The organism is Halobellus limi, from assembly GCF_004799685.1.
In the GTDB taxonomy this organism is placed as follows: domain Archaea; phylum Halobacteriota; class Halobacteria; order Halobacteriales; family Haloferacaceae; genus Haloquadratum; species Haloquadratum limi.
This window is the reverse complement of sequence record NZ_CP031313.1, coordinates 133,975-159,483: the sequence shown is the minus strand read 5'-3', so window position 1 is coordinate 159,483 and position 25,509 is coordinate 133,975. Positions and strand designations below refer to the sequence as shown.

The 25,509-nt window shown below is 58.1% G+C and carries 23 protein-coding genes and 2 pseudogenes; 9 read left to right on the top strand and 16 right to left on the bottom strand.

Going from position 1 to position 25,509, the window contains the following annotated elements; translation table 11 throughout:
* Window positions 1-97 precede the first annotated feature (97 nt).
* Together DV707_RS17120 and DV707_RS17115 are read left to right on the top strand one after the other, a co-directional pair.
* Window positions 98-793 (top strand): nucleotidyltransferase domain-containing protein, encoded by a 696-nt coding sequence (locus tag DV707_RS17120; protein ID WP_200820938.1) that lies wholly within the window; start codon window positions 98-100, stop codon window positions 791-793.
* Window positions 786-1,295, top strand: coding sequence for a DNA-binding protein (locus DV707_RS17115; RefSeq protein WP_200820939.1), 510 nt, complete (start codon window positions 786-788; stop codon window positions 1,293-1,295). Before DV707_RS17120 ends, DV707_RS17115 begins: the two co-directional genes overlap by 8 nt.
* A 114-nt stretch (window positions 1,296-1,409) precedes the next feature.
* Here DV707_RS17115 and DV707_RS17110 read toward each other — a convergent pair.
* Window positions 1,410-2,183, bottom strand: a pseudogene (locus tag DV707_RS17110) (transposase); the annotation flags it as partial.
* A 99-nt stretch (window positions 2,184-2,282) separates the two neighbouring features.
* Here DV707_RS17110 and DV707_RS17105 point away from each other — a divergent pair.
* The 4 genes and pseudogenes from DV707_RS17105 to DV707_RS17090 form a co-directional block, all read left to right on the top strand.
* Window positions 2,283-3,380 (top strand): PhnD/SsuA/transferrin family substrate-binding protein, encoded by a 1,098-nt coding sequence (locus DV707_RS17105; protein ID WP_103992698.1) that lies wholly within the window; start codon window positions 2,283-2,285, stop codon window positions 3,378-3,380.
* A 6-nt stretch (window positions 3,381-3,386) separates the two neighbouring features.
* Window positions 3,387-4,187, top strand: a complete 801-nt coding sequence (gene phnC / locus DV707_RS17100; RefSeq protein ID WP_103992699.1) for a phosphonate ABC transporter ATP-binding protein — start codon at window positions 3,387-3,389, stop codon at window positions 4,185-4,187.
* A complete protein-coding gene (phnE, locus tag DV707_RS17095; protein WP_200820940.1) occupies window positions 4,184-5,179 on the top strand; it encodes a phosphonate ABC transporter, permease protein PhnE in 996 nt (331 codons plus the stop codon). The genes phnC and phnE overlap by 4 nt, the downstream gene beginning before the upstream one ends.
* 216 nt (window positions 5,180-5,395) lie before the next feature.
* Window positions 5,396-6,322 (top strand): annotated as a pseudogene (locus DV707_RS17090) (site-specific integrase); the annotation flags it as partial.
* 9 nt (window positions 6,323-6,331) lie between these two features.
* On the opposite strand, the gene DV707_RS17085 reads toward DV707_RS17090, so the two are convergent.
* The 6 genes from DV707_RS17085 to DV707_RS17060 form a co-directional block, all read right to left on the bottom strand.
* The gene (locus tag DV707_RS17085; protein WP_103992700.1) at window positions 6,332-7,489 is read right to left on the bottom strand and encodes a cobalamin-independent methionine synthase II family protein; all 1,158 of its coding nucleotides are present in this window, start codon (window positions 7,487-7,489) and stop codon (window positions 6,332-6,334) included.
* 166 nt (window positions 7,490-7,655) lie between these two features.
* The gene (locus tag DV707_RS17080; protein ID WP_103992701.1) at window positions 7,656-8,135 is read right to left on the bottom strand and encodes an ester cyclase; all 480 of its coding nucleotides are present in this window, start codon (window positions 8,133-8,135) and stop codon (window positions 7,656-7,658) included.
* A gap of 204 nt (window positions 8,136-8,339) precedes the next feature.
* Complete coding sequence (locus tag DV707_RS17075; protein ID WP_103992702.1) at window positions 8,340-9,329, bottom strand: ester cyclase; 990 nt, start codon at window positions 9,327-9,329, stop codon at window positions 8,340-8,342.
* Between the two features lie 214 nt (window positions 9,330-9,543).
* Window positions 9,544-10,554 carry an ester cyclase gene (locus DV707_RS17070; protein WP_103992703.1) on the bottom strand — a complete coding sequence of 337 codons (1,011 nt, stop codon included), beginning with the start codon at window positions 10,552-10,554 and terminating at the stop codon, window positions 9,544-9,546.
* 85 nt (window positions 10,555-10,639) lie between these two features.
* The gene (locus DV707_RS17065) at window positions 10,640-11,659 is read right to left on the bottom strand and encodes an ester cyclase (RefSeq protein ID WP_103992704.1); all 1,020 of its coding nucleotides are present in this window, start codon (window positions 11,657-11,659) and stop codon (window positions 10,640-10,642) included.
* A 64-nt stretch (window positions 11,660-11,723) separates the two neighbouring features.
* Complete coding sequence (locus DV707_RS17060) at window positions 11,724-12,725, bottom strand: ester cyclase (RefSeq protein WP_103992705.1); 1,002 nt, start codon at window positions 12,723-12,725, stop codon at window positions 11,724-11,726.
* A gap of 159 nt (window positions 12,726-12,884) precedes the next feature.
* Here DV707_RS17060 and DV707_RS17055 point away from each other — a divergent pair, with 159 nt between their 5' ends.
* Entirely contained in the window at window positions 12,885-13,679 is a 795-nt protein-coding gene (locus tag DV707_RS17055) for an MBL fold metallo-hydrolase (protein WP_103992706.1), read from the top strand.
* Window positions 13,680-13,681: 2 nt separating this feature from the next.
* Here DV707_RS17055 and DV707_RS17050 read toward each other — a convergent pair whose 3' ends face one another.
* The 6 genes from DV707_RS17050 to DV707_RS17025 all read right to left on the bottom strand — a co-directional run bounded on the left by DV707_RS17050 (window position 13,682) and on the right by DV707_RS17025 (window position 20,359).
* Window positions 13,682-14,581 carry an NAD(P)-dependent oxidoreductase gene (locus tag DV707_RS17050; RefSeq protein WP_103992707.1) on the bottom strand — a complete coding sequence of 300 codons (900 nt, stop codon included), beginning with the start codon at window positions 14,579-14,581 and terminating at the stop codon, window positions 13,682-13,684.
* A 78-nt stretch (window positions 14,582-14,659) separates the two neighbouring features.
* The gene (gene aldA / locus DV707_RS17045) at window positions 14,660-16,108 is read right to left on the bottom strand and encodes an aldehyde dehydrogenase (RefSeq protein WP_103992708.1); all 1,449 of its coding nucleotides are present in this window, start codon (window positions 16,106-16,108) and stop codon (window positions 14,660-14,662) included.
* A 163-nt stretch (window positions 16,109-16,271) separates the two neighbouring features.
* Window positions 16,272-17,147 carry an ABC transporter permease gene (locus tag DV707_RS17040; protein WP_103992709.1) on the bottom strand — a complete coding sequence of 292 codons (876 nt, stop codon included), beginning with the start codon at window positions 17,145-17,147 and terminating at the stop codon, window positions 16,272-16,274.
* Entirely contained in the window at window positions 17,138-18,043 is a 906-nt protein-coding gene (locus tag DV707_RS17035) for an ABC transporter permease (RefSeq protein WP_103992710.1), read from the bottom strand. The genes DV707_RS17040 and DV707_RS17035 overlap by 10 nt, the downstream gene beginning before the upstream one ends.
* A gap of 1 nt (window position 18,044) precedes the next feature.
* On the bottom strand, window positions 18,045-19,085 hold the full coding sequence (locus tag DV707_RS17030) for an ABC transporter ATP-binding protein (RefSeq protein ID WP_103992711.1): 1,041 nt from the start codon (window positions 19,083-19,085) through the stop codon (window positions 18,045-18,047).
* 89 nt (window positions 19,086-19,174) lie between these two features.
* Window positions 19,175-20,359, bottom strand: a complete 1,185-nt coding sequence (locus DV707_RS17025) for an ABC transporter substrate-binding protein (protein WP_136361928.1) — start codon at window positions 20,357-20,359, stop codon at window positions 19,175-19,177.
* Between the two features lie 168 nt (window positions 20,360-20,527).
* Here DV707_RS17025 and DV707_RS17020 point away from each other — a divergent pair, with 168 nt between their 5' ends.
* Both DV707_RS17020 and DV707_RS17015 read left to right on the top strand, forming a co-directional pair.
* Complete coding sequence (locus DV707_RS17020; protein ID WP_160113962.1) at window positions 20,528-21,298, top strand: IclR family transcriptional regulator; 771 nt, start codon at window positions 20,528-20,530, stop codon at window positions 21,296-21,298.
* Window positions 21,299-21,705: 407 nt separating this feature from the next.
* Window positions 21,706-23,058 carry an aminomethyltransferase family protein gene (locus tag DV707_RS17015; RefSeq protein WP_103992714.1) on the top strand — a complete coding sequence of 451 codons (1,353 nt, stop codon included), beginning with the start codon at window positions 21,706-21,708 and terminating at the stop codon, window positions 23,056-23,058.
* A gap of 100 nt (window positions 23,059-23,158) precedes the next feature.
* On the opposite strand, the gene DV707_RS17010 is transcribed toward DV707_RS17015, so the two are convergent.
* The 3 genes from DV707_RS17010 to DV707_RS17000 form a co-directional block, all read right to left on the bottom strand.
* Complete coding sequence (locus DV707_RS17010; RefSeq protein WP_103992715.1) at window positions 23,159-24,100, bottom strand: VOC family protein; 942 nt, start codon at window positions 24,098-24,100, stop codon at window positions 23,159-23,161.
* 137 nt (window positions 24,101-24,237) lie between these two features.
* Window positions 24,238-25,020: an HpcH/HpaI aldolase family protein gene (locus DV707_RS17005; protein WP_103992741.1), complete on the bottom strand. Its 783-nt coding sequence runs from the start codon at window positions 25,018-25,020 to the stop codon at window positions 24,238-24,240.
* 91 nt (window positions 25,021-25,111) lie between these two features.
* Window positions 25,112-25,477 (bottom strand): VOC family protein, encoded by a 366-nt coding sequence (locus DV707_RS17000; protein WP_103992716.1) that lies wholly within the window; start codon window positions 25,475-25,477, stop codon window positions 25,112-25,114.
* Between the last annotated feature and the right edge of the window lie 32 nt (window positions 25,478-25,509).

The window sequence follows — 25,509 nt, the reverse complement described above, 5'->3', positions numbered from 1 at the left end:
GGCCCATTCTCCGCACGTCCGTTGCTGCCAGGTGGATATTTAGGTCTATTCCGACTCACATATAATGTTTATATAGTAGTGGTCCGTGATACGGCATATGAACCACGAGACGGATAGTGCGAATTCGTCTGGGGTAGCTATTTCTCTTTCAATACCCCCTTCAGATCCGACTTTATTCAAACACAAGGCGACGAGCGACGTCCTTCTCTTTTTAACAAATCACCGATTCAGTGACTTCTCATTGCGAGAACTCGCGACACAAATTGGTCACTCACACCAGTCCGTCCGACGGGCAGTAAACGTTCTCAGCGCGAACGACTTGGTTGTCGAATCGCCCGAAAGCAACCAGCGACTCGTCCAGATCAACAGGCAGCGCCTGTCGATTCCAGACGATCCGATCCTCCGAATCCCCCAACCAGAGTATCATCAACCCGTCAAAGCTGCGGTTACGGAGCTTCGTGAGAACATCAACGACGTCGTCGGCATCATCCTCTATGGGAGTGTGGCTCGGGGCGAGGCTGACCGACAGAGCGATATCGATCTCTGGGTGCTAACCCGGTCTGGGCGGGCCGCAAGCCAACGAGAAGCGAACACCATTGCCCGTGACCTCGAAGATACGGAGTTCGATGGTGACCGATACGCCTACGATATCGATGTCGAGGTCGTCCAGGGGATCCCGGCGTACACCGAAGACATCCGAGAGATCGTCGTTTCAGGGATTCCGGTCTACAAGACGAATGACTTCGAAACCGTCGAGAACCTCCTCTTGGAGGAAGGAGCCTCTGATGAGTAACGGCTCGGACCCGACCGCTGTGCTCACAGCACTCGACCGTGCACAGGATGCCTTCGAGATGGTCGGACGCGGTCGAACAGCGTTCGAGGACGGGATTAGTGCCGACGAAGACTGGAAGACACAACTGACGAAAGCGTGCCGCCTCCTTGAGGTCGTTGACACTCTCCAGTCACAGGATGGGTACTACACGGCCGTCATCGAGGTCTGTTTCGGCGCGATCGAACGGTCGATCGAGGCGTACGCGCTCGCGATGACGAACGATATGCTTCAGGACTTTCAGGACCACCAGTTCAGCTACGAGCGTGCCCACCAGATCGGGTTGTTTGAGCGGGAGACTGCAGAGGCGATGAAGAACCTCTACAGCGAAAACCGGACAGAGAGTTATTACGGCGGCGGGCGTCCAACCGAAGAGCAGGCGGAAGCAATGACTGACCTCGCCGGCGCTGTCCATCAGTTCGCAGTGAGCCAGATTCGGGAAGGCGGCGTCTGTCTGTGTGACTGACTACATTCAACAGTTCAGGAGAGCACTATGGACCGGAATACACCGACAGAACGGACGCCATTGACCTCACTCTCCGAGTCGTTCGAGCGCTACCTCTAGGACAAGGGGAAAGGCCGTCCGCTCACGGGTCGACTCGTAGGTGAAACTCCGAGCGCCCTCGTTGGCCGCGAGGCGCTCACGAAGTCCGAGATACGTCTGCAGGTCCCAGTAAGCATTCTCGTGAATCTCACAGCCCTCACCTCGATCCAGTGAGAATGCCGGGAAGACAACGCGACTGACGTGATCCGTAATCGTTGCCGCTTCATCAAGGACAGCTTGATCGTGTGGGTCCGATTCGTTCTCCTCGTCACCGTAGGATGAAAGACGCCGTTCTGGTTCGCGTGGGACGGCAACACCCGTGTCCTGGGATTTGATGAGAATGGTCCGCGCAGCTGTCTCGACTGTACTGCGAAACTCGGCAGTGAACCGTTCGTGCCAACTGCGCCACAGCGTCGACTGGTTCGGGACACTTTCTAAGCCTAACTGCTCGCAGAGTACCGGGCGACACTCAAGATACTCGATCAGCGCTGTCTCGTGGTCCCACCCGTGGCATTCTTTCAAGATGAAGACGCGAAAGAGGGTATCCATCCCGTAGCGAGTTGACTCTGCGTACCGGTCGTGCGTGTCGAATCGGAAATACGCTAGCGGGAGTAGCCGGACGAAGTTCTCGACCGACCCGTGGCTGTCGTGTCTGAACCAGGTCTACGAGACAATTCTGATATCCGATTCCAGCCCGTCAAGCGAGCTTCGGTCGTACAGTGGTGTTGAATCGTATACCGGCCAATCAGCGTGTCGTTGACTTGCGATGCGTCGGAAGACTGTTCGCCGAGAATCGCGAGTCTGAGACATTACAAAGTGCTGACCAGGGCTCGTTCAACAACTTGTTTGACCAGAGAGGACGTAGGTGAAGATTGTGGTATATACTACTATTGTACCATAATCTTCGATATGGCAGTACGTAGCTCTAGTTATAACAATTATAAGCCCTTTTTCAATAATCTTCCCGAGCGATATGTGATGCCAGATAAGACACGCCGTCGCGTACTGCAGAGTACTGGGGTAGCACTGACCGCGGGCCTCGCAGGCTGTAGCTCAGGCAGTGGTAGTGATGGTTCCGACGGTAGTTCTGATGATGGCTCTGATAGTGAGTCCGGCTCGACCAGCGGGTCGTCGGGCAACGACTATGAGCCAATCACGTTCCTAGAGACGCCTGGTGAGACTCCAGGAGACACTGAAGAGATGTGGGAACCGTTCTCGGAGTACGTTAACTCGCAAGTTGAGGAGCTGGACCTGAACGTCGATTTCGCAGATAGTACTTCGGGAATCGGCCAGTCGCTCCTCAACGACCAAGCTGAGATGACGCGCAGCGACATCGTGTTGCTCGCGAATCCTGAGGAGATTGATGTCGTCGGCATCGTCAACGAAGGTGGTGCGTCGGTGTACTTCTCCGGAATCGCGACGCGTCCGGACTCCGATATCGAGGAGCTTTCAGATCTTGAGGGGGAGAGCATCGTGTTCGCTGACCGGCTCTCGACGAGCGGGTCGCTGTACCCCAACTACATGCTCAACCAGGCCGGACTCGACACTGGAGAGGCCCCATACGGCGACCCGGTGGACTACGACGGCACATGGACGAGTGGCCAGGCCGGCGCGATAGAGAACTTCCTTAACCGGGACGAGTTCGCCGCTGTCGGCTGTGATATCGCTGTTCTTTTGGAGTACATCTCGGAAGACCAGTGGCCAGACCGGGTGCGCGAACGGTCCGGCCGATGGGACGACGACGTCGGGTCGAGTTCGACAGAGTTGGAACTGGTCCAAGCGTCGCAGTCGCTCCCCCTCTCGCCCATCATCGCGCGCAGCAACTGGGAACACCCGCTACGCTCCGACATCGAAGAGGCGATTCTCTCGATCGACGAGGGGACGCTACGGGAGCCGGACGGAGACGTGGACAACCCAATCAGTGCGGTTTCGCCGGGTAGTAACGAGGATTACCAGCCCATTCTCGACGTGATCAACACGCTCGGTGTTGATTTAGGGGACCTGTAACTGCATATGGTCCTCCGCGTACAGGATTTAACCAAGGAGTACGGGGACACGACAGCCCTGGCAAACGTCTCCTTCGAAGTCCCCGATGGGAGCTTTGCTGTCGTGCTCGGTGAGTCTGGGGCTGGTAAGTCGACGCTGTTGCGGATCCTCAACGGGTTGACTGAACCCACTTCGGGGAGTGTGTATCTCGACGATCAGGAGATCACCAACTCGCGGTCGGACGTTGGAATGGTGTTCCAGCAACACAACCTCGTCGATGAGCTGAGTGCCTACGATAATGCCCTGACCGGGACATTCAATCGAACTGGATACCTTCGGAGCCTGCTCAATTTACAGCCTACCGAGGATCGAGAACTCGCACTAGAGGCACTGGACACAGTCGGATTGCTCGACGAGGCAGATCAAAAAGTGAATCGTATGAGCGGAGGTCAGCAACAACGCGTCGGGATCGCACGCGCGTTGGTTCAGCAACCGACGCTCCTCCTCGCCGACGAACCCGTCGCAAGTCTGGACCCTGCCAGTGCTGAAACGGTAATGACGTACTTTCGTGAGACTGCAAAAAAACGCGACCTCACGACGCTGGCAAGCCTCCATCAAGTCAATATCGCCCGGGAGTTCGGCGAGCAGTTCATCGGTATGAAAGACGGTGAAGTGATGTTTGTGGGCTCGCGCTCGGAACTCACACCCTCGATTATCGAGGAGATTTACGGTGAGATCCAGACAGAAGAACTCCGTGAAGGGACCGAGGCTACCGAGTTGAACGAATCAACACAGACCGAAGCCGCCAATATGAGAACTGAATTATGAGTACTGATCGCGATGGGCTCGTCGAGAGGATACTTCGACGATTCTTCGGTGATACTCAAGAGGATTCAGCCGTCAAACAACGGCACAGCGAATTGAAGCGTGCCCGACTGATACGTCGGCTGTCTCAGTCAGCTCTATTGACCGGCATTGCGGTACTACTGTACCTCTCATTGAACGCGGCTGGGTTCTGGAGGACAGAATGGGTGGAGTATTGGCCTCAGTTCATCGAGGCACTCGCACAGTATTTCCCGCCGAAGCTGTATTTCGGCGTGATTCCCTTCGTTGACCTCGGCCGCTACTACCGGTTCATGAACGAAGCTGGGTTGGTAGGAGAAGCTGGAATTACGCTGGCGATTGCGCTCGCGGGTACAATTATGGGCGCGCCGCTGGCACTGCTGTTCGGTATCCTCGGAAACGAGCGGGTCACCCCGTTTCCACTCAATTTCCTCTTCCGGGGCGTGATGAGTATTATTCGGTCGATTCCGGCGCTCGTCTGGGCGCTGATATACGTTCCCTTAGGCGGTATAACTCCAGTGACCGCAACACTCGCTCTCGGTACAGACACTATCGGAGAACTGGGCCGACTACTCACTGACGAACTTGAAGAGGTCGATGACGGACCCATCGAAGGAATTAGAAGCACTGGCGCAGGCAAGCCTCAGATAATCACGTTTGGAATGATTCCACAGATGATCCGACCGTTCATCGCATGGGCAATGTTTGTTCTGGAGAATAACGTCCGGTCTGCGGTCAGTCTCGGTATCATTGGAGCGGGTGGCCTTGGAGTGACGCTAACGATCGAGCAACAAACATTCAATTTCACAAATATGATGGCGACGATTCTATTTATAGTGGGACTCGTCATCTCCGTCGAAATAATCAGCCAGCGAACACGCTCTTACCTCCGTGAGGGCGATGATGTGGAACAGCTGAGCTTCTATCAGCTAGTTGTGGGCTTCCCGAAACGGATGTCTGACTCGCTACTCAAATAGACGGGTGGGGCCCTATCACTCCCTCCCTTCTCGGGGTGATTAAGCGTGATTCTGATCTGCTCCATTGCTCTGCAACAATACTCCGGGTTATCGAAGATGTACAGCCGTCATATTAGGTCCGTCGTACCGACTACTGCCGAGCCGGGCGTATTCACGAACGTATGTATCAATCTCAGCAATACCATATGCATTAGGACGGCCAGTCTCAACTACCAGTGGTGTGGCTGGTGTGTCAACGAGGGATACCTCGAGGCACACTACGCCCAGCGGGCGAGTGCAATGGCGCCGCTGCCGGAGGACGACGGCCTCAAGCCCGGTGACCAGCAGGCCTGGACATCCGAACAGCGCTATGCCCTCACCCGCCACGTCGACGAACGGGCCCGCGACGCCGTCGAGGCGTACACGACACTCCCAGAGGATACTGACCTCCTCGACAAGCAGCGAGGACGCTACGCGGCGCTGAAGGCGGCTCGTGACCGGGCTCTGGTGTTCATCCTCGCGTACACCGCCGTCCGCGTCGGCGAACTCCTCCGAGATCCAAACGACCCGCGCCGGCGCGGCGTCCGCTGGGAAGACCTCTCCCTCGACGACGGGAGTATGGACGTCTACCGGAAGAAACAGCAGTGGGACGCCGCGAGTCTTCCCGACCCGGTGATCTCGCCGCTGCGGAGCTATCGCCAGCTGATGGACCTACCGACGGAGCGCTGGCCGGTGTTTCCGACGTTCGACCAACGGACGCTTGCCGGGCTCGTTCAGGATGAGCTCGAAGAGCGGGGAGAACGCCCGGAAGCAATTACTGAGCGCCGTGAAGAATACGCTCGCGACCTGTTACTGGCACTCGATGAGGACATTCGGCCGCCGTCGATCACGACGGACGGCGCACGGTCGATTCTCCAACGGCTCTCGGAGACCGCAGAGATCGATATCGACCACCCGAAACACGATTATCTTGCTCCGCACGGTGGTCGACGCGGGATGGGAGAGGTACTTGTGCGGGCGTTCAGGTATACGGTAGCTGCCCGGTATCTTGACAATTCGGAGGAGATGGTTAGAGAACGGTACTCACATATTGAGGCGGGTGAGTTGGGAGATGTCGCGACTGAAGCACTCGAAGAGATTGACTCACTAACTGAACTTGATTAATTCCAGTATTTATGACAGGAGGTCTTTGCTCGCTCGTTCAGCCCCTTTTGAGAGCGTTTCTAATTTAGCCCACGCAATCTCTGGGTCGACGGTATGGTGCCCTGCCAACGTCGCAAGTCCACAATCAGGTGCCGCGAGTATTCGGGTGGGATCGCCAACTACCTCAGCCAACGTGCCGATACGATCTGCAACCGTCTGTGGGTGTTCGATAATATTCGTCTTAACATCGACAACACCCGGGATTAACTGCCAATCATCCGGCAGCGGATGTTCGGCGAACGCTCGCCACTCGTGGTGGTGCCGTGGGTTGGCGTATTCGATCAACAACCCGCCGACGTTGGCTTCGTACAGAAGAGGAAGAATTTCCTCTAGAGGAACGTCCCTGTGATGGGGCCCCTCATAGTTACCCCAGCAGCAGTGTAATCGAATCTGTTTCGCCGGGATGCCTTGCGTAGCCTCGTTGATCGCTTTGATACGCTGACGGACTCGTGTTTTGAACTCATCGATGGATTGATTTTTGAATTTCCGATGTCGCTCTGAGAGCACGTCGGGGGCGTCAATCTGTAAGATCATCCCCGCGTCGGCGATTCGCTCGTACTCTTTCCGCATTTCTCTTGCCAACGCGAATGTGAATTCGTCGTTCGAATCGTAGTACTGATTCCCAAGCGAGGAAGCGATGACGCCCGGTGAGGCTGCAGTCATAAACGTCCCCTCGAACTGCACCCCTGTACGATCGCGGATCTCTCGGCATCGCTCAATTTCTCTTTCGACGATCGAGCCATCCCCGTATCGTACTTCCTCAACAGCCACCGGTCGGGTTTGTGCTTCCGAGACGATATCTGGAAAGGCTTTTCCGGCGTAGGTGGGGAAGTCTTCAACATCTGCCCATCGTGGGCGAGGGATCGTTTGCTCGCTAAAGCCCTCGAGGCGATCGGAGACGTAGATATGAAAACCAGGCCGCGACTGTTCCCCGTCGTTCCCGATATCTATGCCAACTTCGGCTTGCCGTTGGATGGCTCGTTCCGTCGCCTCCGCGATGGCACTATCAAGTTCGGTCTGGTCAACCGTTTCATCTTGGCCTCGTCGATGTATTAATTGGATCAATTCGTCCGTGCGCGGGAGGCTCCCAACGTGAGTCGTAAGGATACGCTCATCGCTTCCTATCATAGTCTACAAAAACACTGTACGTAGAGACCACGCTTATTATTGTGTGGTCCTGGTTTGTATCTCCGCCGATATCCTCTGTTAGCATAGGGCGTTACCGAGGTGTCCCTCAATTCAAAACCGCAAACACAGTACGCAAAATCGAATTATGGCAAAGGACCGAATCCACTCAGTAGTCGTGGATCGGATCGTCGTCGTCGGTAACCGCTTTGATGTAGCCGATTTTGTCGTAGGCGATCCACTCTTCGACGTACTTCCACTCGCCGTCGACCTTCTGGATGAGACAGTTTGCGATACCGAGGTTGTCTTCCATCGTCTTTCCGGTCGGTGGTCCGTACTCCGTCGGACCGGTGTTCTCGGCGGTGATCGTCCGCACCATCGAAGTGTAGTACCCGTCTTCGGGGTTGCCCTCCCAGATGATTTTCTCGATGTTCATCTCCGTCTCGGGGAACGCGTTCAACCGCGCCAGGGTGTCTTCGACGAGCGCCTCGGAACCGACGATGTCTCCCTCGCCGCCGTGGACGACTACGTCGTCGTCGTAATACTCGTAGATCTTCCCGACGAGTTTCTCGTCCCAGATCTCTCTGGTACTCTGGCGGATCATCCGCTCAACGTCGAGCTCGTCCGCAGTGCGCCAGTCTTCTGTCATTGGCGCGTCCCCGTGGCTGTCTCCGCTATCCCGTGATCGATGCCCGCATCCGAATTCATCGAAGTATCAAAGCTTGGTCGTATCACTACTAAACCCTACTGAGTGATTCACATCTTAGGTTTTAAAGATTACGCTACATTTGACCCCCTCTCCCCTCTCGTTCGGATCGAATCCGTTCGCTGGAGCGTCTCTGTCTCCCGAGGATCAGAAATACTGTTGATCGTTACGAAGCCGGTCGAAGACGTCGACACCCATCTGTTGGAGCAGATCGATCTTGTCGATGAGGACCCAGTTCTCGGCGAGTTTGTCACCCTCGCGACGCCAGAAGTCCATCACCCGCATACCAACGGGTTCGTCGGTCGCCGGAAGTCCCATCCATCCGTCCCCAAGATGCGTCGCCTCGACCGACGGCCATCCCGTCGAGGCGCAGTAGTTGCCCTCGGCGAACCGAGCGACGTGGTCGCCGCCCTCGCGGTCGGGGAAGGCTTCGAGGAAAGGTGCCTGGTGGTATTCCTGGAAGCCGTCGATTCCGCGGGTCGTTCCCGTCCCCGCCGGTCCGTACCACATAAAGTCCTCGTGCCAGAACTTCTCGAGGCCCATCCCGTCGAGGCCCTCCTCCTCGTAGTCGTGGAGGCTGTCGATCATCCCCTCGACCACCTGGAGCGTCTTTTCGGACGCCTCGTCGTCCTGTTCGTCGAGGAGGACGCCGTCCTGCGTCGTCGGCCCGGGGATGACGACTTCGGGAGCGAGCGCGGGAACGAACTGGTAGCCCGCCTGCCGCATCACGTCGAGGACGTCGACGAGCAAGCGGGTCTCGGCGATTTTGCCGTCCACGACGCGGTGGAACTCGCCGTACCGGAGCCACGTCGCGTGTCCGGTCGCGGGAATCTCCAGCCAGTCGTCCTCAAACGTCCCGACCAGGTTACCGGCCGCACAGACCCACTCGCCGCCCTCGAACTCGCCGGCGAACAGGATGTAGTCGTTCTTTTCGAGGTCCGGGAACGATTCGAGGAGCGGCCCCCAGTACGCGTCGGCGATCGCGTCGGATCCTTCTACCGCGTTGATAGGTTCAGGGCCGTGCCACTCTGCGTCGGCGTGGTAGTAGTCGGTGAGAAGGTCACCGACGTTCGCCGCGCTCGCGTCGTGGATCTCCTGAGAGAACTCGTGGACTAACCGCTTGCGTTCCGTGGTCATATCACTCACCTAAGCTGGTGCGTAACACAGACAAATAAGTGTCGGTCAGAAGTCGGTGCGAGGCGTCGCCGAGGCAATCAGGAAAAAAGACGGGACGTACTCGTGGCGTCTCGTGCGCGGCGGCTTATCCGGGAATGAGGACGATTCGAGCCGAGTTGTAGTGGTAGTTAGACACTCGCTTCGGGACCCCGCGACAGGTCCCGGTTCGGACCCATCACGGCGTCCCCGTCCACCGAATCGATTCCGGATTGTCCCGGAGCCGTTCGAAGACGTCGACGCCGAGCTGGTTGAGCAGGTTGATCATATCGATGAAGATCCAGTTCTCCGCCAGCAGGTGTCCCTCCCGCCGCCAGAAGTCGATGACGCGGAAAGTTACTGTCTCACCAGTGCTCGGGAGGCCAAACAAGCCGTCCCCGCGATGCGTGGCTTCACCGCTCGGCCACGCCGTCCACGCACAGTAGTCGCCTTCGGCAACACGGATGGCGTTCCCCCCGGTTCCGCGGTCGGGAAAGGCTTCCAGCCACGGCCCTTGGTGGAACTCCTGAAACCCGTCGACGCCACGGGTGGTACCGATCCCCGCCGGGCCGTACCACATAAAATCCTTATGCCAGTATGCGTCCATATCCATAACATCCAGATTCTTTCCATCGTACGAACCTAACCCCTCGAAGATCATATCCTCAACCATCTGGAGGGTCTGTTCGGAATCTGATTCTTCCTGCTCGTCAAATAGGAGTCCGTCCTGTGTTGCTGGGCCTGGTCGGACGACTTCGGGCGCAAGTGCCGGAATAAATCGGTAGCCCGCCTGTCGCATCACATCAAGCACGTCAAACAACATCCGCGTCTCTGCTATTTTCCCGTCCACTACGCGATGGAGTGCACCGTACTGGATCCAAGTCGTACGCCCGGTTGCAGGGATGTCGAGCCAGTCTTCATCAAACGTCCCGACAAGCGTCCCTGCCGCACTGACCCACTGCTCGCCTTCGAACTCACCCTCGAGGAGGATGTAGTCGTTCTTTTCGAGGTCGGGAAACGCAGTCAAGAGTGGGTCCCAGCATCCTTGGGCTATCGATTCGACACCGTTCAACTCGTTGAGTGGCTCAGGGCCGTACCACTCCGCGTCATCGTGGTAGAACTCCTCGAGGAGGTCATCGACACTCTCTGCCGTCACGTCGTGGATGGACTGTGAGAACTCGTGGACTACTTGCTTACGTTCAGCTGCCATATTTCAGTCTCGACTAAGAGAATCGCTCACACGCAAAAATAACTACCGCACGGGGCGGTGCGTCCGACCGCGTGCTTTCGCCAAGTTATGGCGCGGAGGACCGCCGAACAGACCGCGGATTCTCGCGGAGGCGTTCAAACACGTCGACGCCGAGCTGGTTGAGCAGGTCGATCATATCGATGAAGACCCAGTTCTCTGCGAGGAGATCACCCTCTCGCCGCCACACGTCGATGACGCGCATATCTGTCGAATTCCCAGTCGCTGGCAATCCCAGCCAGCCGTCGCCGAGGTGGGTCCCCACGACGGCGGGCCATCCGGTCGAGGCACAGAAATTCCCCTCGGCGATACGCGAGTCGTGATGCCCAACCTCTCGGTCAGGGAACGCCCGCAGGAACGGGTTTTGATGGAACTCTTGGAACCCGTCGATCCCGCGGGTACTGCCGATTCCCGCGGGGCCGTACCACATAAAGTCCTCGTGCCAGTACCGTTCCATCCCCATATTCTCGAGGCCCTCTTCCTCGTAGGAATTCAGCCCGTCGAACAGCATTCCCTCTACCAGTTCCATCGTCTGCTGGGTATCTTCCTCGTCCTGCTCGTCGAGAAGGATCCCGTCTTGGGTCGTCGGTCCCGGTATGACTACTTCGGGGGCGAGAGACGGAACGAACTGATAGCCGGCCTGTCGAAGCACGTCCAGCACGTCGACGATAGTTCGAGTCTCGGCGATTTTCCCGTCCTCGAACCGGTGGAACTCGCCGTAGCGGATCCACGTGGCGTGGCCCGTCGCGGGGATGTCGAGCCAGTCGTTCTCGAACGTCCCGACGAGATTGCCGGTCGCACAGACCCATTCGTCGCCCTCGAACTCGCCGGCGAACAGGATGTAGTCGTTCTTTTCGAGATCCGGGAACGCCTTCAGGAGGGGCTCCCAGAACTCGGACACCAATTCGCTCCTGCCCGCGAGCGTGTCGACCGGTGCCGAACCGTGCCACTGGACGTCCTCGTGGACGTACTCCGCGATCAGGTCGTCGACGTTTTCGTGAGTCGTTTCGTGAACGTTATTGGAGAACTCGTATGCTGTCTGTTTGTTTTTCACTCTGGTTGTAGGCATTGCTATCACCGATCGGATAAGCTTCGTTTCGAGTCGAACAAAATACTATCGGTAACGCGAGCGCTCAAAAGTACTGTTTCTCGTTCCGAACGCGCTCGAGGATGTCGACGCCGAGTTGATCCAGAAGGTGGATCATATCGATGAACACCCAGTTCTCCGCGAGGAGGTCGCCCTCACGACGCCAGAAATCCATCACGCGCATTTCCACCGATTCGTCAGTTGCGGGCAGTCCCAACCAACCGTCGCCGAGGTGTGTCGCCTCAAGACTCGGCCACCCGGTCCACGCACAGTAGGTTCCCTCGGCCAGTCGGATGTCGTCACTGTCGGCTTCTCTGTCGGGGAACGCTTCGAGGAACGGCTCCTGATGGTACGCCTGGAAGCCGTCGATACCGCGGGTCGAACCGATGCCGGCGGGGCCGTACCACATAAAGTCCTCGTGCCAGTACTCGTCCATTCCCATCCCGTCGATGCCCGCGTCTTCGTAGGATTCCAACCCCTCGAAGATCATTCCCTCGACCAGTTCCAGCGTCTGCTCCGTTTCGGCGGCGTCCGCACCGTCGAGGAGGAGTCCGTCCTGCGTCGTCGGCCCGGGGATGACGACCTCCGGGGCGAGCGCGGGCACGAACTGATAGCCGGCCTGCCGCAGCACGTCGAGCACGTCGACGAACAGACGGGTCTCCGCGATCTTCCCGTCCTCGAACCGATGGAAGGTGCCGTGCCTGAGCCACGTCGCGTGCCCGGTCGCGGGGACGCCGAGCCAGTCGTTCTCGAACGTCCCGACGAAGTTGCCGGCGGCACACACCCACGTACTGTCCCGAAACTCCCCGCCGAAGAGGATGTAATCGTTCTGTTCGAGGTCTGGGAACGATTCGAGGAGCGGCGCCCAGTAGCCGCGACTGATCTCGTCGCGGCCGGTGAGCCGTCCGACCGGCGCGGGACCGTACCACTCCGCGTCCGGATGGTAATAGTCGCCCAACAGGTCTCCGATCTGGTCGGCTCCGGTGTTCCGAATCGCCTGAGAGAACTCGTGGACTCGACGCTTGCACTGGCTGTAATCGTTGCTCATCGTTGACTACCGTCTACGACTGCGTCCCACCGCCACAAAAACAATTCGGAGACTGAGGCGGAACACGACGGGATTCGGGCGGCCCGTCGGTGCGTAACCCGGCGGAGCGGCGAGTCAAGTGACGATAGCTATTTATATCTCGATGGAATCTCTCCTCGTATGCCCGAGAGTGCTCCAGTGGTTAGAACGCTCGATATCGCCGATACCGTCTACGACATCACCTGGCAGACTGCCGAGGAAGGCCCCGACATCACCCAGGGCGAACGCCACCGCTCGTACTTTTTCGACCTGCCCGGCGACGTCCCCACGCTGGTCGACACCTGTTTCCAAAATCGCGCCGAATACCTCTTCGAGGGGATCGAAGAGATCGGCATCGAACCTGAACGGCTCATCATCACTCACCGGCACTTAGACCACGTCGGCGCGTTCGACGAGGTCGTCGAACGCTACGACCCGGAAACGTGGGTGCCAGAAGAGGACAACGTGGTCGAGATCGACGACTACGGGATCGACATCGAGACCGAACCGGACCACCTCTTCGGCGACAGGGAACAGATCGGGCGGTTCGAGACCGTCCACGTCCCCGGTCACTCGCCCGGGAATTCTGTGCTCGTCGACGAGGAAGCTGGGATCGCGCACTGTGCCGATACCGTCTCCGGTTCGGATCGTCGCGGTTTGCCGCCGGGCTATCTCCTTCATCCGCCGCAGGCGACACACACGAACCAGCCACCGGAGGCGGCTGTCGAAGCCGAAAAGAACCTCGACAAACTACTCGACTACGAGTTCGACGTCGCGCTCCTCAATCACGGAACCCCGGTGTTCGAGGATGCCTCCAAGAAGCTCGAACGCTACGTCAACTTCGAGTCGAATTTCAGCGGCGAGGATCGATCGATCCACGCGAACGATCGAAAGACCATCGACGCCGACGAACTGTACAGCCGTCTCGACGAGTAACGTTACTCTTCGCCGACCCGGTCTTCCAGTTCCTGCTCGAACATCTTCACGACCGCACCCACGTCTTCCTCACCGAATCCCTCGTCGCTGGCTCGCGTGTACAGGCGGTGGACCAGGCTTCCCATCACCATCGGGAAGTCCTCCGAGTCCGCCATATCGACCGCAAGACCGACGTCTTTCCGCGCGAAGTCGACGCTGAACCCCGCCTCGAAGTCCCGTTCGAGCACGCGCGGCATTCGGCTCTCGAACGCCACCGAAGTGGCGCTGGCGTTCCCGAGGATGTCCCAGAGACGCTCGCTGTCGATACCGTACCGGGCGCCGAGCGCGACTGTCTCCATTGCCAGAAGCAGGTTCCCCATCGACATCGTGTTGTTCAGAAGTTTCATCGCGTGTCCGGCCCCGGAAGATCCGGCGTAGTGGAGTTCCGCACAGAGGGCCTGCAACACGTTCTGTGCGTGCTCGGATTCGAAGACGGCCTCTTTTCCACCGACGAGGCCCGTGAGAGTCCCGTCACGCGAGTTTTCCGGTCCGCCCGTGATCGGCGCATCCAGAATCTCGGCGGGGGTGCCCTCGACAGCCTCGGCGACAGCTTCGGTCGTCGGCGGCGCGATCGTGCTCATCTCCAGGAAGGTGGTCTCGACGGATTCGTGGGCCAGCCCTCCCTCGCCGGTGTAGACGCCTTTCACGATCTCCGAGTTCGGTAGACTTGTGATCGTGACGTCACTCTGGCGGGCGACGTCACGGCCGCTGTCGGCGACGATCCCGCCGTAGTCCGCGAACGCTTCACGGGCCTCCGGCTGGAGGTCGTGTCCGTACACCTCGAAGCCCTCGTCAAGGAGGTGCTTCGCCATATTGCCGCCCATCTTGCCGAGTCCGACGACTCCGGCAGTGGTCTCAACCATACCGAAAAGTCAGCCTACCCGTTATTATATGTACCGACTAGTCGGGATGCGGCGTCGCCGTCGCGGCAGGGTCAGACACTACTGGAAATTGTGGTAGACCGACTTGATCTGGGTGTACTTCAGCGCGCCGTGTTTCCCGTCTTCGCCGCCCAGGCCGGACTCGTTCCAGCCGATGTGGTGGCCCTGTTGCGCGCCGCCGCTCCCGTTGATAAACGTCTCGCCGAAGTCGAGATCCTCCGCGATCTGCATCGCGTCTCGGTAGCTCTCGGTGAAGACATAGGAGGAGAGCCCGTACCGTGAATCGTTGGCGTACGCGACAGCCTGATCCACGGAATCGACCTCGACGATGGGCGCGACTGGTCCGAAGACCTCCTCGCTGACGACGTCCATCTCCTGGTCGACGTCGCCGAGAACGGTCGGTTCCACCCAGTGACCGCCGGAGGTGGGCGGCTCCGTGACCGACTCCCCGCCCGTCAGGACTGTTGCCCCCTGCTCGACCGCGCCTCGGATCGCTGCCTGCGTCTTTTCGAGTTCCCCCGCGCTCACCTGCGGCCCCATATCGGGGTCGTCCCTCGGGTCGCCGATTTCGAGCGCCTCCATCGCCGCGACGAACTGCGCTTGGAACTCCTCGCGGACGTCGGAGTGGACGTAGACGCGCTCGACGCACGTACAGGCCTGTCCCGCGTTGATCGTCCGCGAGGCGACGATGTTTTCGACCGCGCTCTCGACGTCGGCGTCCGCGCAGACGATCGCTGGCGCCTTCCCGCCGAGTTCGAGCGAGACCCGGGTGAGGTCGTCTGCGGCGTTGCGCATAATCGCCTTCCCGGTCTCGACGTTACCGGTCATCGTCACGTAGTCCACCTCGTCGTCGCTCACGAGTCCGGCCCCGACCGCGCCGCCGCCGGTCACGACGTTCAGAACACCCGGTGGAAGATCGACCTCACGGTCGATGACGTCGACAAGTTCGAGCGTCGTCAGCGGAGTCAGTTCACTCGGTTTCAGGACCGTCGTGTTGCCCGTGACAAGGGCCGGTGCGAACTTTCGCACGAAGACGGATACCGGGAAGTTCCAGGGGATGATCCCCGCAACCACTCCATACGGCTTTCGCAGCAGATTGATCGACTGACGCGGTTCGCTTCCCGGAACCACGTCGCCTTCGATCCGACGGTCCCACTCCGACATATACCGTGCGATGTCTGCGGCCGCGCGGATCTCGTATTCCGCCACCGAATACGTCTTTCCCTGCTCGGTGACGAGCGTCTCCGCCAGTGGTTCGGCATAGTCCTCAAGGAGATCTGCAATCTCACGGATCAGATCGCCGCGTTCCTTCGCCGGGCGTCGCTCCCAGTCGGGTTGCGCGGCCCGCGCCGCTTCCGTGGCTCGTCGGACGTCGTCTGTCGTCGCGGACGGTACTGAATCCACTTCTGTTCCCGTAGTCGGATCAGATACGGGAATGCTGTCGTCGCTCGCCGGTGTGTGCCACTCGCCGTCGATGTAGAGAGGCATATCACTGAAATCCTGGCTCATCAATTGAGGGATCGAACCACAGGAATAAATAATTAGCCTCTGGGCCGGAACGATCGAGGTCGAACGGAGAACAGGTATCTGTGCATTTGTCACACGGCCGCTGGGAGACCGGATCTCCACCACAGCGGGAGATGAGGAAAATTTGAGCGGAACGAAGCCCGTCTCAGGAGCTAACGGCGGCGGCTTTGAAGCCAATCAGGCGGCCGATCAGCACCACGAGGACCAGGACCAAGAGAATCTGAACCGAGGCAGTAGCCGCCACTAGCGGTGACGATTCGTACTGCAGGAAGAGGAATATTTCGACCGGCAGCGTCGTCGAGCTTCCGCTTGAGAGGAACAGTGCGACCAGTGAGTCCGTGAACGAAAGAATGAACGCCAGCAGGAATCCGGAGATGACCCCGCTTTTCATCAACGGGAGCGTTATTTTCCGGAACGCCTGGAACTTGGTCGCGCCGAGGTTTCGCGCCCCTTCGACGAGTTCGGTATCGACCGATTCGATCGCTGTCATCGCTGTAAGGAACGTGTACGGGATCGTGATGACCACGTGGCCCACGACGAGCTTTGCGGACGTCGGAACAAAATTCAGGAAGTTGAAATTAAGCGTAATCATCAGCGCGAGCGCGATGATCGCCGGCGGGATGATGAGGGGAGAAATGAAGTACATCACGACCTCGTTCTCGAACGGCACGTCACGGCGGACAACGACGTACGCGGCGAGGATTCCGAGGACCGTCGAGATCGTGGCGGTGGCGATCGCAATCGGTAGGCTCACGAAAAAGAACGGCTCGAAGAACGGGCTCACGAGGAACTCCTGATACCAGCGCAAGGAGATCCCTGATGGTGGGAATGCCTGTGACTGGGTCGGGTTGAGCGAAATGCCGATCACGATTATGATTGGAAGAACCAGTGTCGATACCGCGAGTCCGAGCAGCCCGTAGTAGAGCGCTCGGCCGGCTACGACTGCCGGAGCCGAGAGCGACCGAGAGTTTCGTCCGGTCAGTACGGCCGAAAGAACGCTCATAATCGCCATCAGTCCCATTCTGAAACCCCCATTCGGTCGCGGACGAATGAAAAGTAGATGTACACAAGCGCTGTAGTCGTGATCGTCAGGACCGTCCCGACGGCGCTCGCGAAGGGCCAGTTGAGGCTTTTCACCGCGTTGTCGTATATCATCAGCCCCATCGTCAGATCCGTGCGACCGCCGAGCAAGTCAGGCGTCACGATGGAGTTCATTGTGAGGACGAACACAAAGATGGTTCCGGTGAGCAGACCGGGCAGGCTCAGACGGAACGTCACCTTGTAGAACGCCTGGAGCTGATTCGCACCGAGGTTGCGTGCGGCTGGAACGAGCGAGTCTGGGATATCTTCGATCGACGAGTAGACGGGGAGGACGACGAGCGGGAGGTATACCCCGATTAGACCGATCGTGACAGACAGCGTGTTCCCCAAGAGTGTGAGTTTGAAACCCAGCAGATCTTGGAGGACGGTGTTGATCACGCCGTTGGTAGCGAACAGAACGATCCACCCGTAGATTCGGACTACCGTCCCGACCATAAGCGGGAGGAAGACTGCGAATAGCGCCAATTGGCGACGCAACGGCGTGGTCGTTGCAATAAAGTACCCAAGTGGGTATCCCAGTATCACGCAGAACGCGGACACGATGATCGAGAGCCTGACTGTGTACCAGAGCAGTCCCTGGTAGAAGGAATCGAACAGGAGCTGTTCGTAGTGTTCGAGGGTGAAGTTCCACGAAATGATCGTCGTCGCGCTGTACTCGAAAAAGCTGATGTACACCGCATAGAGGATCGGGAGAATCAGGAAGATCAGCAGGTACGCCGCCGGTGGCACGGCCGGAAGGTACTCATCCAGCCAGTCCGAGACCCGATTTGGCTGGCCGACGAGATCGTCAGTGAAGTCTGTGATTGCACCCAGCATACTACGCCTCCACGAGCCCGTAATCCTCGAACCGAATGGTCACGCTGTCACCTTTGGTGTACTGCGGTGCGCCCAGATTAGTGGTGAGGAACTCGTTACCACCCACTTCGATCTTGTACTCGGTCACCGAGCCAAGGTGGACCGTGCTGCGGACAGTTCCGGAGTAGACTCGTTCTCCGTTGGGGGGGTTGATCGTGATGTCCTCGGGACGGATGTAGAGGAGGTCCGTAGTTGCGTCAGCATCCGCCTCGTGCATCGGGAGCGAGATGTCGTCGTTTTCGAACGTCACCGTGCCGTTCTGCTCGTCGGTAGTGACAGAGACGAAGTTCGAATCGCCGACGAAGTTCGCGACGAACTTCGACTGTGGGTCCTGGTAGATCTCCGACGGAGGTGCGTACCGGACCTTCTCGCCCTCGTGAAGCACGAGCACGCGGTCAGACAGCGTCAGTGCCTCGCGCTGGTTGTGTGTCACGTAGATCGACGTGATCTCGAGCCTGTCGTGCAGGTCTTTGATCTCACGGCGCATCTGCTCTCGGAGTTGGCGATCGAGGTCTGACAATGGTTCGTCGTAGAGGAGCAAGTCGGGCTCCAGGACGAGGACGCGGGCCAGCGCGACACGCTGTTGTTCCCCACCGCTCAAATTCTGGATGTTACGATCCTCGTAACCCGGGAGTGAAACGACTTCGAGGATGTCGGCGACGCGCTCTTCCATCTCTGCCTCCGTGAGGTTCTCCCGATGTCGGAGCCCGAACGCCACGTTGTCGAACACAGACATATGGGGGAACAGAGCCAGTCGCTGGAACACGAGTCCCATATTTCGGTCCTCGGGCGGCAGCCCGATCATCTCGTTCCCGGCGACGACGATGCTTCCCGCTGTGGGTTCGACGAATCCGGCGATCGACTTCAGCATCGTCGTCTTCCCGGATCCCGACGGCCCGAGAATCGAGACGAACTCGCCTTCCTCGATGTCTAATGAAACATCGTTCACTGCGACGACGTCCCCGTACGTTTTTCGGAGGTTCTGAATGCTTACGAATGCCATTTCTGGGTTCTAGATTGAGATTGACTCGTTAATATTTATTCTTTGCGGAGAAAATACACCACGCACAGACGCGCTGACGCTCGCCGATATTATCCGCCCGCGAGGACCTCCTTGAAGCGCTGGCCGTCTTCCTGTTTCTGTTGTTCCACTTGGAGCCAGTCGATACCGACGTCGTACCGGGCCCTTTGTTCCTCGGTGGGGTTCATCATAGGATGCTTCTCTAGGGTCTCGTCCGGGATCAGTTCGGTTGCGGCCGGATTGGCCGGTGGATACCCCATAATTTCGGCGAACTTAGCCTGCGGTTCGGGAGCAAGATTTCCGTTCCCGAGTATTTTGGCCTCCTCCAGGCGGTCCTCGCTGGTGTGTTTGGTGATCGGGTATCCCCAGTAGTCCTGGACGCATCCACCCTCTGGGACCGAGAAGCCCATCGGAATATCCTCATTGATTTCCAGGTTCTCGGTTCGCGCCGAGAGGAACGGCGCGACGTACATTTCCTCGTTCATAAAGAGACTCAGGGCTTGGTCGATCTGGTCGAAGATGATTGGGTCGGTCGTCTCGACGAACTCACGGAGCCATTCCAGCCCGGGTTCGATGTTGTCGAGCGAACCGCCCTTGATCTTGTTGATGACGTAGAAGTACTTCGAGCCCGCGTTGTCCCAGGGCTCGAATCCGACTTTCCCCTTGAGGTCGGGGTCGATGAGCGAGTCCCAGGTGTTGAACTCCTTGTCTGTCTTGTCCTCCCGGTAGGCGATCCCACGCGGGAAGTAGACAGTCCCGCCCATATACTCGTTTTTGAATGCAGGCGGAATGTCGTCGTAGTTATCGAACTCCGTCTGTTTGATTAGGGCATCGTTCTGTCCGAGAAGTTCGGCGCGCTGTCCGTCCAGTTCGACGAGTTCGTACGCCGGGTTCTTCGGGTCACGTTTTAGCTCCGTCGTGTACTGTCCGGACGCAGCAGTGATGTACTTGTAATTGTGTTCCTCATCGTACGGCGGTTCGCCGTTTTCGAACGGTTCGAAGAACGCCGCTTGGCGATCCTCTCCCCAGCTACCGCCGCCGCCAGTGACGCGCACGGTTGCCTTGTTCCCACCGGAGCTGCCGCCGCTGGAGCTGGTGGTGCTTCCGTCACCGGAACCGCTGTCGCCGCTATCACTGTCGCCGTCGGACGAGCCACCGCCACCACCGGAACAGCCGGCAAGTCCTGCGACTCCAGTCCCTGCGGCAAGCGCTTTGACTACTTTTCTCCGAGACAGCGGGCTGTCATTGACACCCATAGGTAGGGGTATACATAGTACTACTAAAACATTTTCAAACATATATGATACTATCCCCGAACAGAGACGCACAAGTGGGACCGAACATTTTGTTCAACAATATTGAACTAAGACGTTGGATCCGCGAGAACAACAAGATTGTTAATGCGTCGCACCGAATTCCGTGGTATGGCTCAACACGACAACACCCTCAAATCGGTCGACAAGGTGTTCAAGATGGTTGAACACCTCAAAACGAACGGGGGAAAAACGGTCACAGAACTATCACAGGAGCTAGATATGCCGAAGAGTACTGTACAGGTCTATTTGAATACCCTGGCGAAGAACAAGTTCGTCGTACAGAACGGTGCAAAGTACCAGATCGGTCTGCAGTTCCTGCAATATGGAATGTACGCGCTCTGGAACGAACCCGTGTTCCCGAACGTCAAATCGAAAGTTGAGGAACTGGCGGACACGACGGGTGAACTGGCGGCCTGCTTCGTAGAAGAACTCGGAGAGGCCGTGTACGTCTATGGGACGGAAGGAAATCGGGCGATCCGAACAGACCTCACAATGGGTGATCGGTCGGGACTCCACTGTACAGCCAGTGGGAAGGCGATATTCGCCCATCTCTCACAGGAGCGAATCGAAGAGATCATCTCACAGCGATCGCTAGAGCGGAAGACGCCACAGACGATCACGGACCCCGACGAGCTGCGAGAGGAGCTAAAACAGATACGCGAGCGGGGTCACGCGTACTCCAAGGAGGAGTCTGTCGAGGGGATGCGCTCGGTCGCTGCACCAATCCTGCTCGACGGAGAGGTCGTCTGCTCGATTAGTCTCGCCGGACCCGCAAACCGCTTCGTCGGCGAGCGGTTCACATCTGAGATACCGGACATCGTGAAAGGTGCAGCCAACGAGATCGAACTGAAACTGACATATTCCGAGAGCGGTCTGTAGGCCGTGGGTCAGAATAACAAATGTACATACATTATAAATATTCTTGACGGCAGTGTCTCAAGTGCACTCCACCGGCAGAATGCAAATTATAACATATGTACATTTGTTATATCTTGGGCGTCGTGCAGAGTTCCCGGCGGCAGAATTGTTCAATAGTATTAAACACGAATCAGAAAAACGATCATTACGAATTTCCTGAACAAGTCTGCGCCGACGGTCGAGCCCGAGTCAGAGCTCCGCACGACTGATCGATACCAGATCCCGGAACGTACGACGTGTACAGATGGTTTCGGCGGGAGAATCTACCAACGACGTTTGGAGGCACAATCGATGGTCCACCGTTCGGGCACCCATTCTATCCCCGGTTGGACGATAGTTTTAAATAACGAAAACGTATTCACCTCTGTATGGCTGACCGAAGCCTACAGACAGCTCTAGATGCAGCTCAGGATCCAGTGGGAATGCTCCAACAGGCCGGCGGTCGGTGGGTCTGGCCGCAGGAAGTAAAACGCGAGTACACGAACTGGATGGACGAGCTTCGCGCCGCCCGCGAAACGTGTGTGTTGGCGGATCTCTCACACCACCAGATGGACCAGGTGATCGAGGGTCCCGATTCGTTCGACCTTCTCAAGAAGCTCTGTACGAACAGCTTTGAGGGATTCGACGTCGGGAAAGCCAAGCAAGCCATTCTGTGTAATCCCGACGGCAAATTCATCGGAGACGGAGTACTGCAGCGACTCGAGGAACAGAAATTCGTGATGAGCGGAAAAATCCCCGCCGCACACTGGCTTGCGTATCACGCCGAGACAGGTGAGTACGACGTCAGCGAGACGATTTATCCGAAGTCATCGAAGACCGAAGACGACCCGCATTTCTACACCTACCAGGTACAGGGGCCGAACGCCCTCGACGTGATGCAGGAGATCGTCGAGGAGTCTCTCACCGACATTCCGTTCTTCAATTTCAAGCGAATTACCATCGCAGGCGAAGAGGTTCGTGCACTCCGTCACGGAATGGCCGGCGAGATCGGCTTTGAACTGCAGGGTCCGTACGAACACGCCGACCTGATCAAAGATGTGATCCTCGAAGCGGGTCAAGAATACGACATCCAACGGCTCGGGACCCGTGCGTACGAACCGCTGAGTGTGAAGCTCGGCTGGGTTACGACGCACGTCCCCGCGATATACACCAGCGAAGAGATGGCAGCGTACCGCGAGTGGCTGAGTGCGAGTAGCTACGAAGGAACGTATTCGATCGCTGGAAGCTATCACTCGGACGATATTCGTGATTATTACGTGAGCCCGCTCGACATTGGCTACGATCATATGGTCGAGTTCGATCACGAGTTCATCGGACGGGAGGCCCTCGAAGCCGAGGCGGCAGACCCAGGTCGTACCCGCGTGACGCTCGTCTGGGACGACGAAGACGCGATCGGCATCTTCGCGTCGCTGTTCGACGACGACACGCTCCCACACAAGTCGATCGATCTGCCCCGCGATCGGTGGGGCGGTCACCACGACAAAGTGCTCAAAGACGGCGAGGTTGTCGGTATCTCGAAGAGTTTCGCGTACTCCTACAGCGACCGGGAGATGATCTCTATCTGTTCGATCGACCGAGAGTACAGCGAACCCGGAACGGAAGTTACCTTCGTCTGGGGCGAGGAGGGCGGTCAATCACCTAATCCGACGGTCGAAGCCCACTCGCAGACGGAGATCTCCGCGACGGTCGCACCGAGTCCGTACCTCGACGACTCACGATAAAGACGGAGTCTTGACGGAAACGGCCGTGTGAGTCGAAAATTCCTGCGTGCACCCGTCTTATTTTCGATTGGCGCCGACGTTCCATCGGACGGCTGTGCAATCAGTAGTAGACTCGGTCGAGGGAGTCGATACCACCAATCCACTGGTGGTCGTCACCGTCGCTGATATCGCCTGCCTCCCACGCGATCGGTTCCCAGTGAGGGTCGAGCGTGAGATAACTGCCAGTGTTGAACTCGATCCGGTGACCGCTTATCGGATCCCGCGCATACATAAATTCGCCTCGTGAGATTCCGTGTTGTCCGATTCCGTCGACGGGAACCCCGTGTTCGTTCATCGCGTTGTGCGCCTCGAACAGATCGTTGGGTGAATCCACTGCATAGGCGACGTGGTGAAGTGCGGGAAGGTCGTCTTCGTGTTCTGACTGGACAACCGCGATATCGATTTTCGCCTCACAGGCGCTCAGAAAAGTCCCCCATCTCGAGCCGTCGGCTTCGTCGTAGTACTCCTGCACCTGGAATCCAAGCTCGTCGCGGATCCACTCCGCGCACTCGAACCCGTCGGGGTCCCAGACCTGGACGTGGTCGATTCGATGGGGGGCGACGGGGTTGTTTCCAGACGGATCGTAGACGCGATTCTTGAGCTTCGATTGCCGCTTTGCCGGCGGCTCCGGCTTTTCCATCGTCCCGTAGAGCTCGAACCGGTGACCGTTCGGTATCTCGAACCGAATCGCCTCGCCCTGTCCGGGTTCTTCGTCCTCCTCGATCCACGTGAGGTCGAATCCCTGTTGTTCGAACTTCTTCGCGAACTTCCTCACGTCCTCGGGTTCGGCAGTTTGCCACCCGATGTGGTCGATACGTGCCGCGTCGGCCTCGGTCAGACTGAGTGAGTGGTGATCGTGCTCGTCTACCGCACGGAGGAACACGGTGTCGTCGACGCGATCGACGATTTCCAGTCCGACGGCATCGTGAAAGAACGACAGCGATTCTTCGAGATTCGGGGTTTCGAGCGATACGTGGCCTAGCCGTGCGACTTCAGGCGCCATAGTGAAACGGTCAGACGGCACCCAAATAAATCAACTGCTACTGGCCGCCGAAATCCGATACGAACTACCGTAGTCACGCATCATCGCTCGCGATACCAGAGGATAGCGTCTACCCCGAAATAATCACGGTGAGCGTCTCAGTTGTCGTCGCGGACCGTCCTAAGTCGCTCTCCGAGCGTTTCCTTGATCGAGCCAAGGTCCCCACCGACGCGGAGGATCTGGTGCCCGTCGTCGACAGCCGACTCGATTTCGTCCGGATCCGTCTTGATGACGCCCGTCGGAATGTCGGCCTCGTGGCACGCGTCGGTGATCTTCTCGATCGTCTCGAGCACCTCGGGGTGTGTCTTCTCGCCGGGGTGGCCCATCTGTACCGAGAGGTCGGAAGGGCCGATGAACACGAACCCGAGCTCGGGGACCGAGAGGATGTCTTTGAGCTCGTCGACCGCAGTCGTCTTCTCGATCATCACGCCGAGGCAGACCTCGTTGTCCTCGGTCTGAATATACCCATCGGCGGCACCCCAGTTACTGGACCGCCCGCTCGCTTTCCCGCGTTCGCCGGGTTTGCTGTCGTACACGAACCGCGTCGCTTCGACCGCTTTGCGGACCTCCTCGGCCGAATCGACGCGGGGAATGAGGAGATTGCGTACACCGGCATCCAGCACTTTCCTGATGAGCGGTGGATCCCCGCTGGGTAATCGAACAAAGAGTTCCGTCCCACCGGCCTCGGCCGCTCGGGTGAGGTCTTCGAAGACTCGACTGTCGTACGGGCTGGGCCCCATATGCTCGAAGTCGAGCCAGACGAAATCGACGCCCAGTTCACCGAACACTTCAATCACGGTCGGCGAGAACGTCGACGCTCGCGCTCCATAGACGATACCACCGTCTTCGATGGTCCGACGAAGGCTGTTGCTCTGATCCATTCGCATCCTGGCTTCGTGACGCGGTTGTAGTAACTATTTCGATGAGTCGATAAAAAAACCCACGAGTGGAGTACCCGGCTGGACGCGCCGGTCAGTCTTCGTCGGAGACGACCTGGAACCGGTTCCCGTCGGGGTCCCGGAAGTTCGTAATCGTCCGTCCCGTCTTATCGACGTCGTAGGGGCCGACGATCGAATCTACGTCCGCCTCTTCGAGGCGCTGGGATACTGCTTCGATGTCGTCGACAGCGAAGGCGATGTGGTTGATCCCCGGAGTCTCCTCGCCCGAGACCGTGTGAATCTCGAAGAGGGGACCGTCACCTTCGGAGGGAACGTACTCGTAGGACTCCCCGTGGTGTTCCGTCTGGCGGTGCTGTTCGTACCCGATCTTCTCGAGGAACTCCGCAGTCTCAGAAGCGTCGCTGACTTCGATCTCGATGTGGTCGATTTCACCAATCACATGTGTCTCTGCTGAATACAAGTATATAAAAA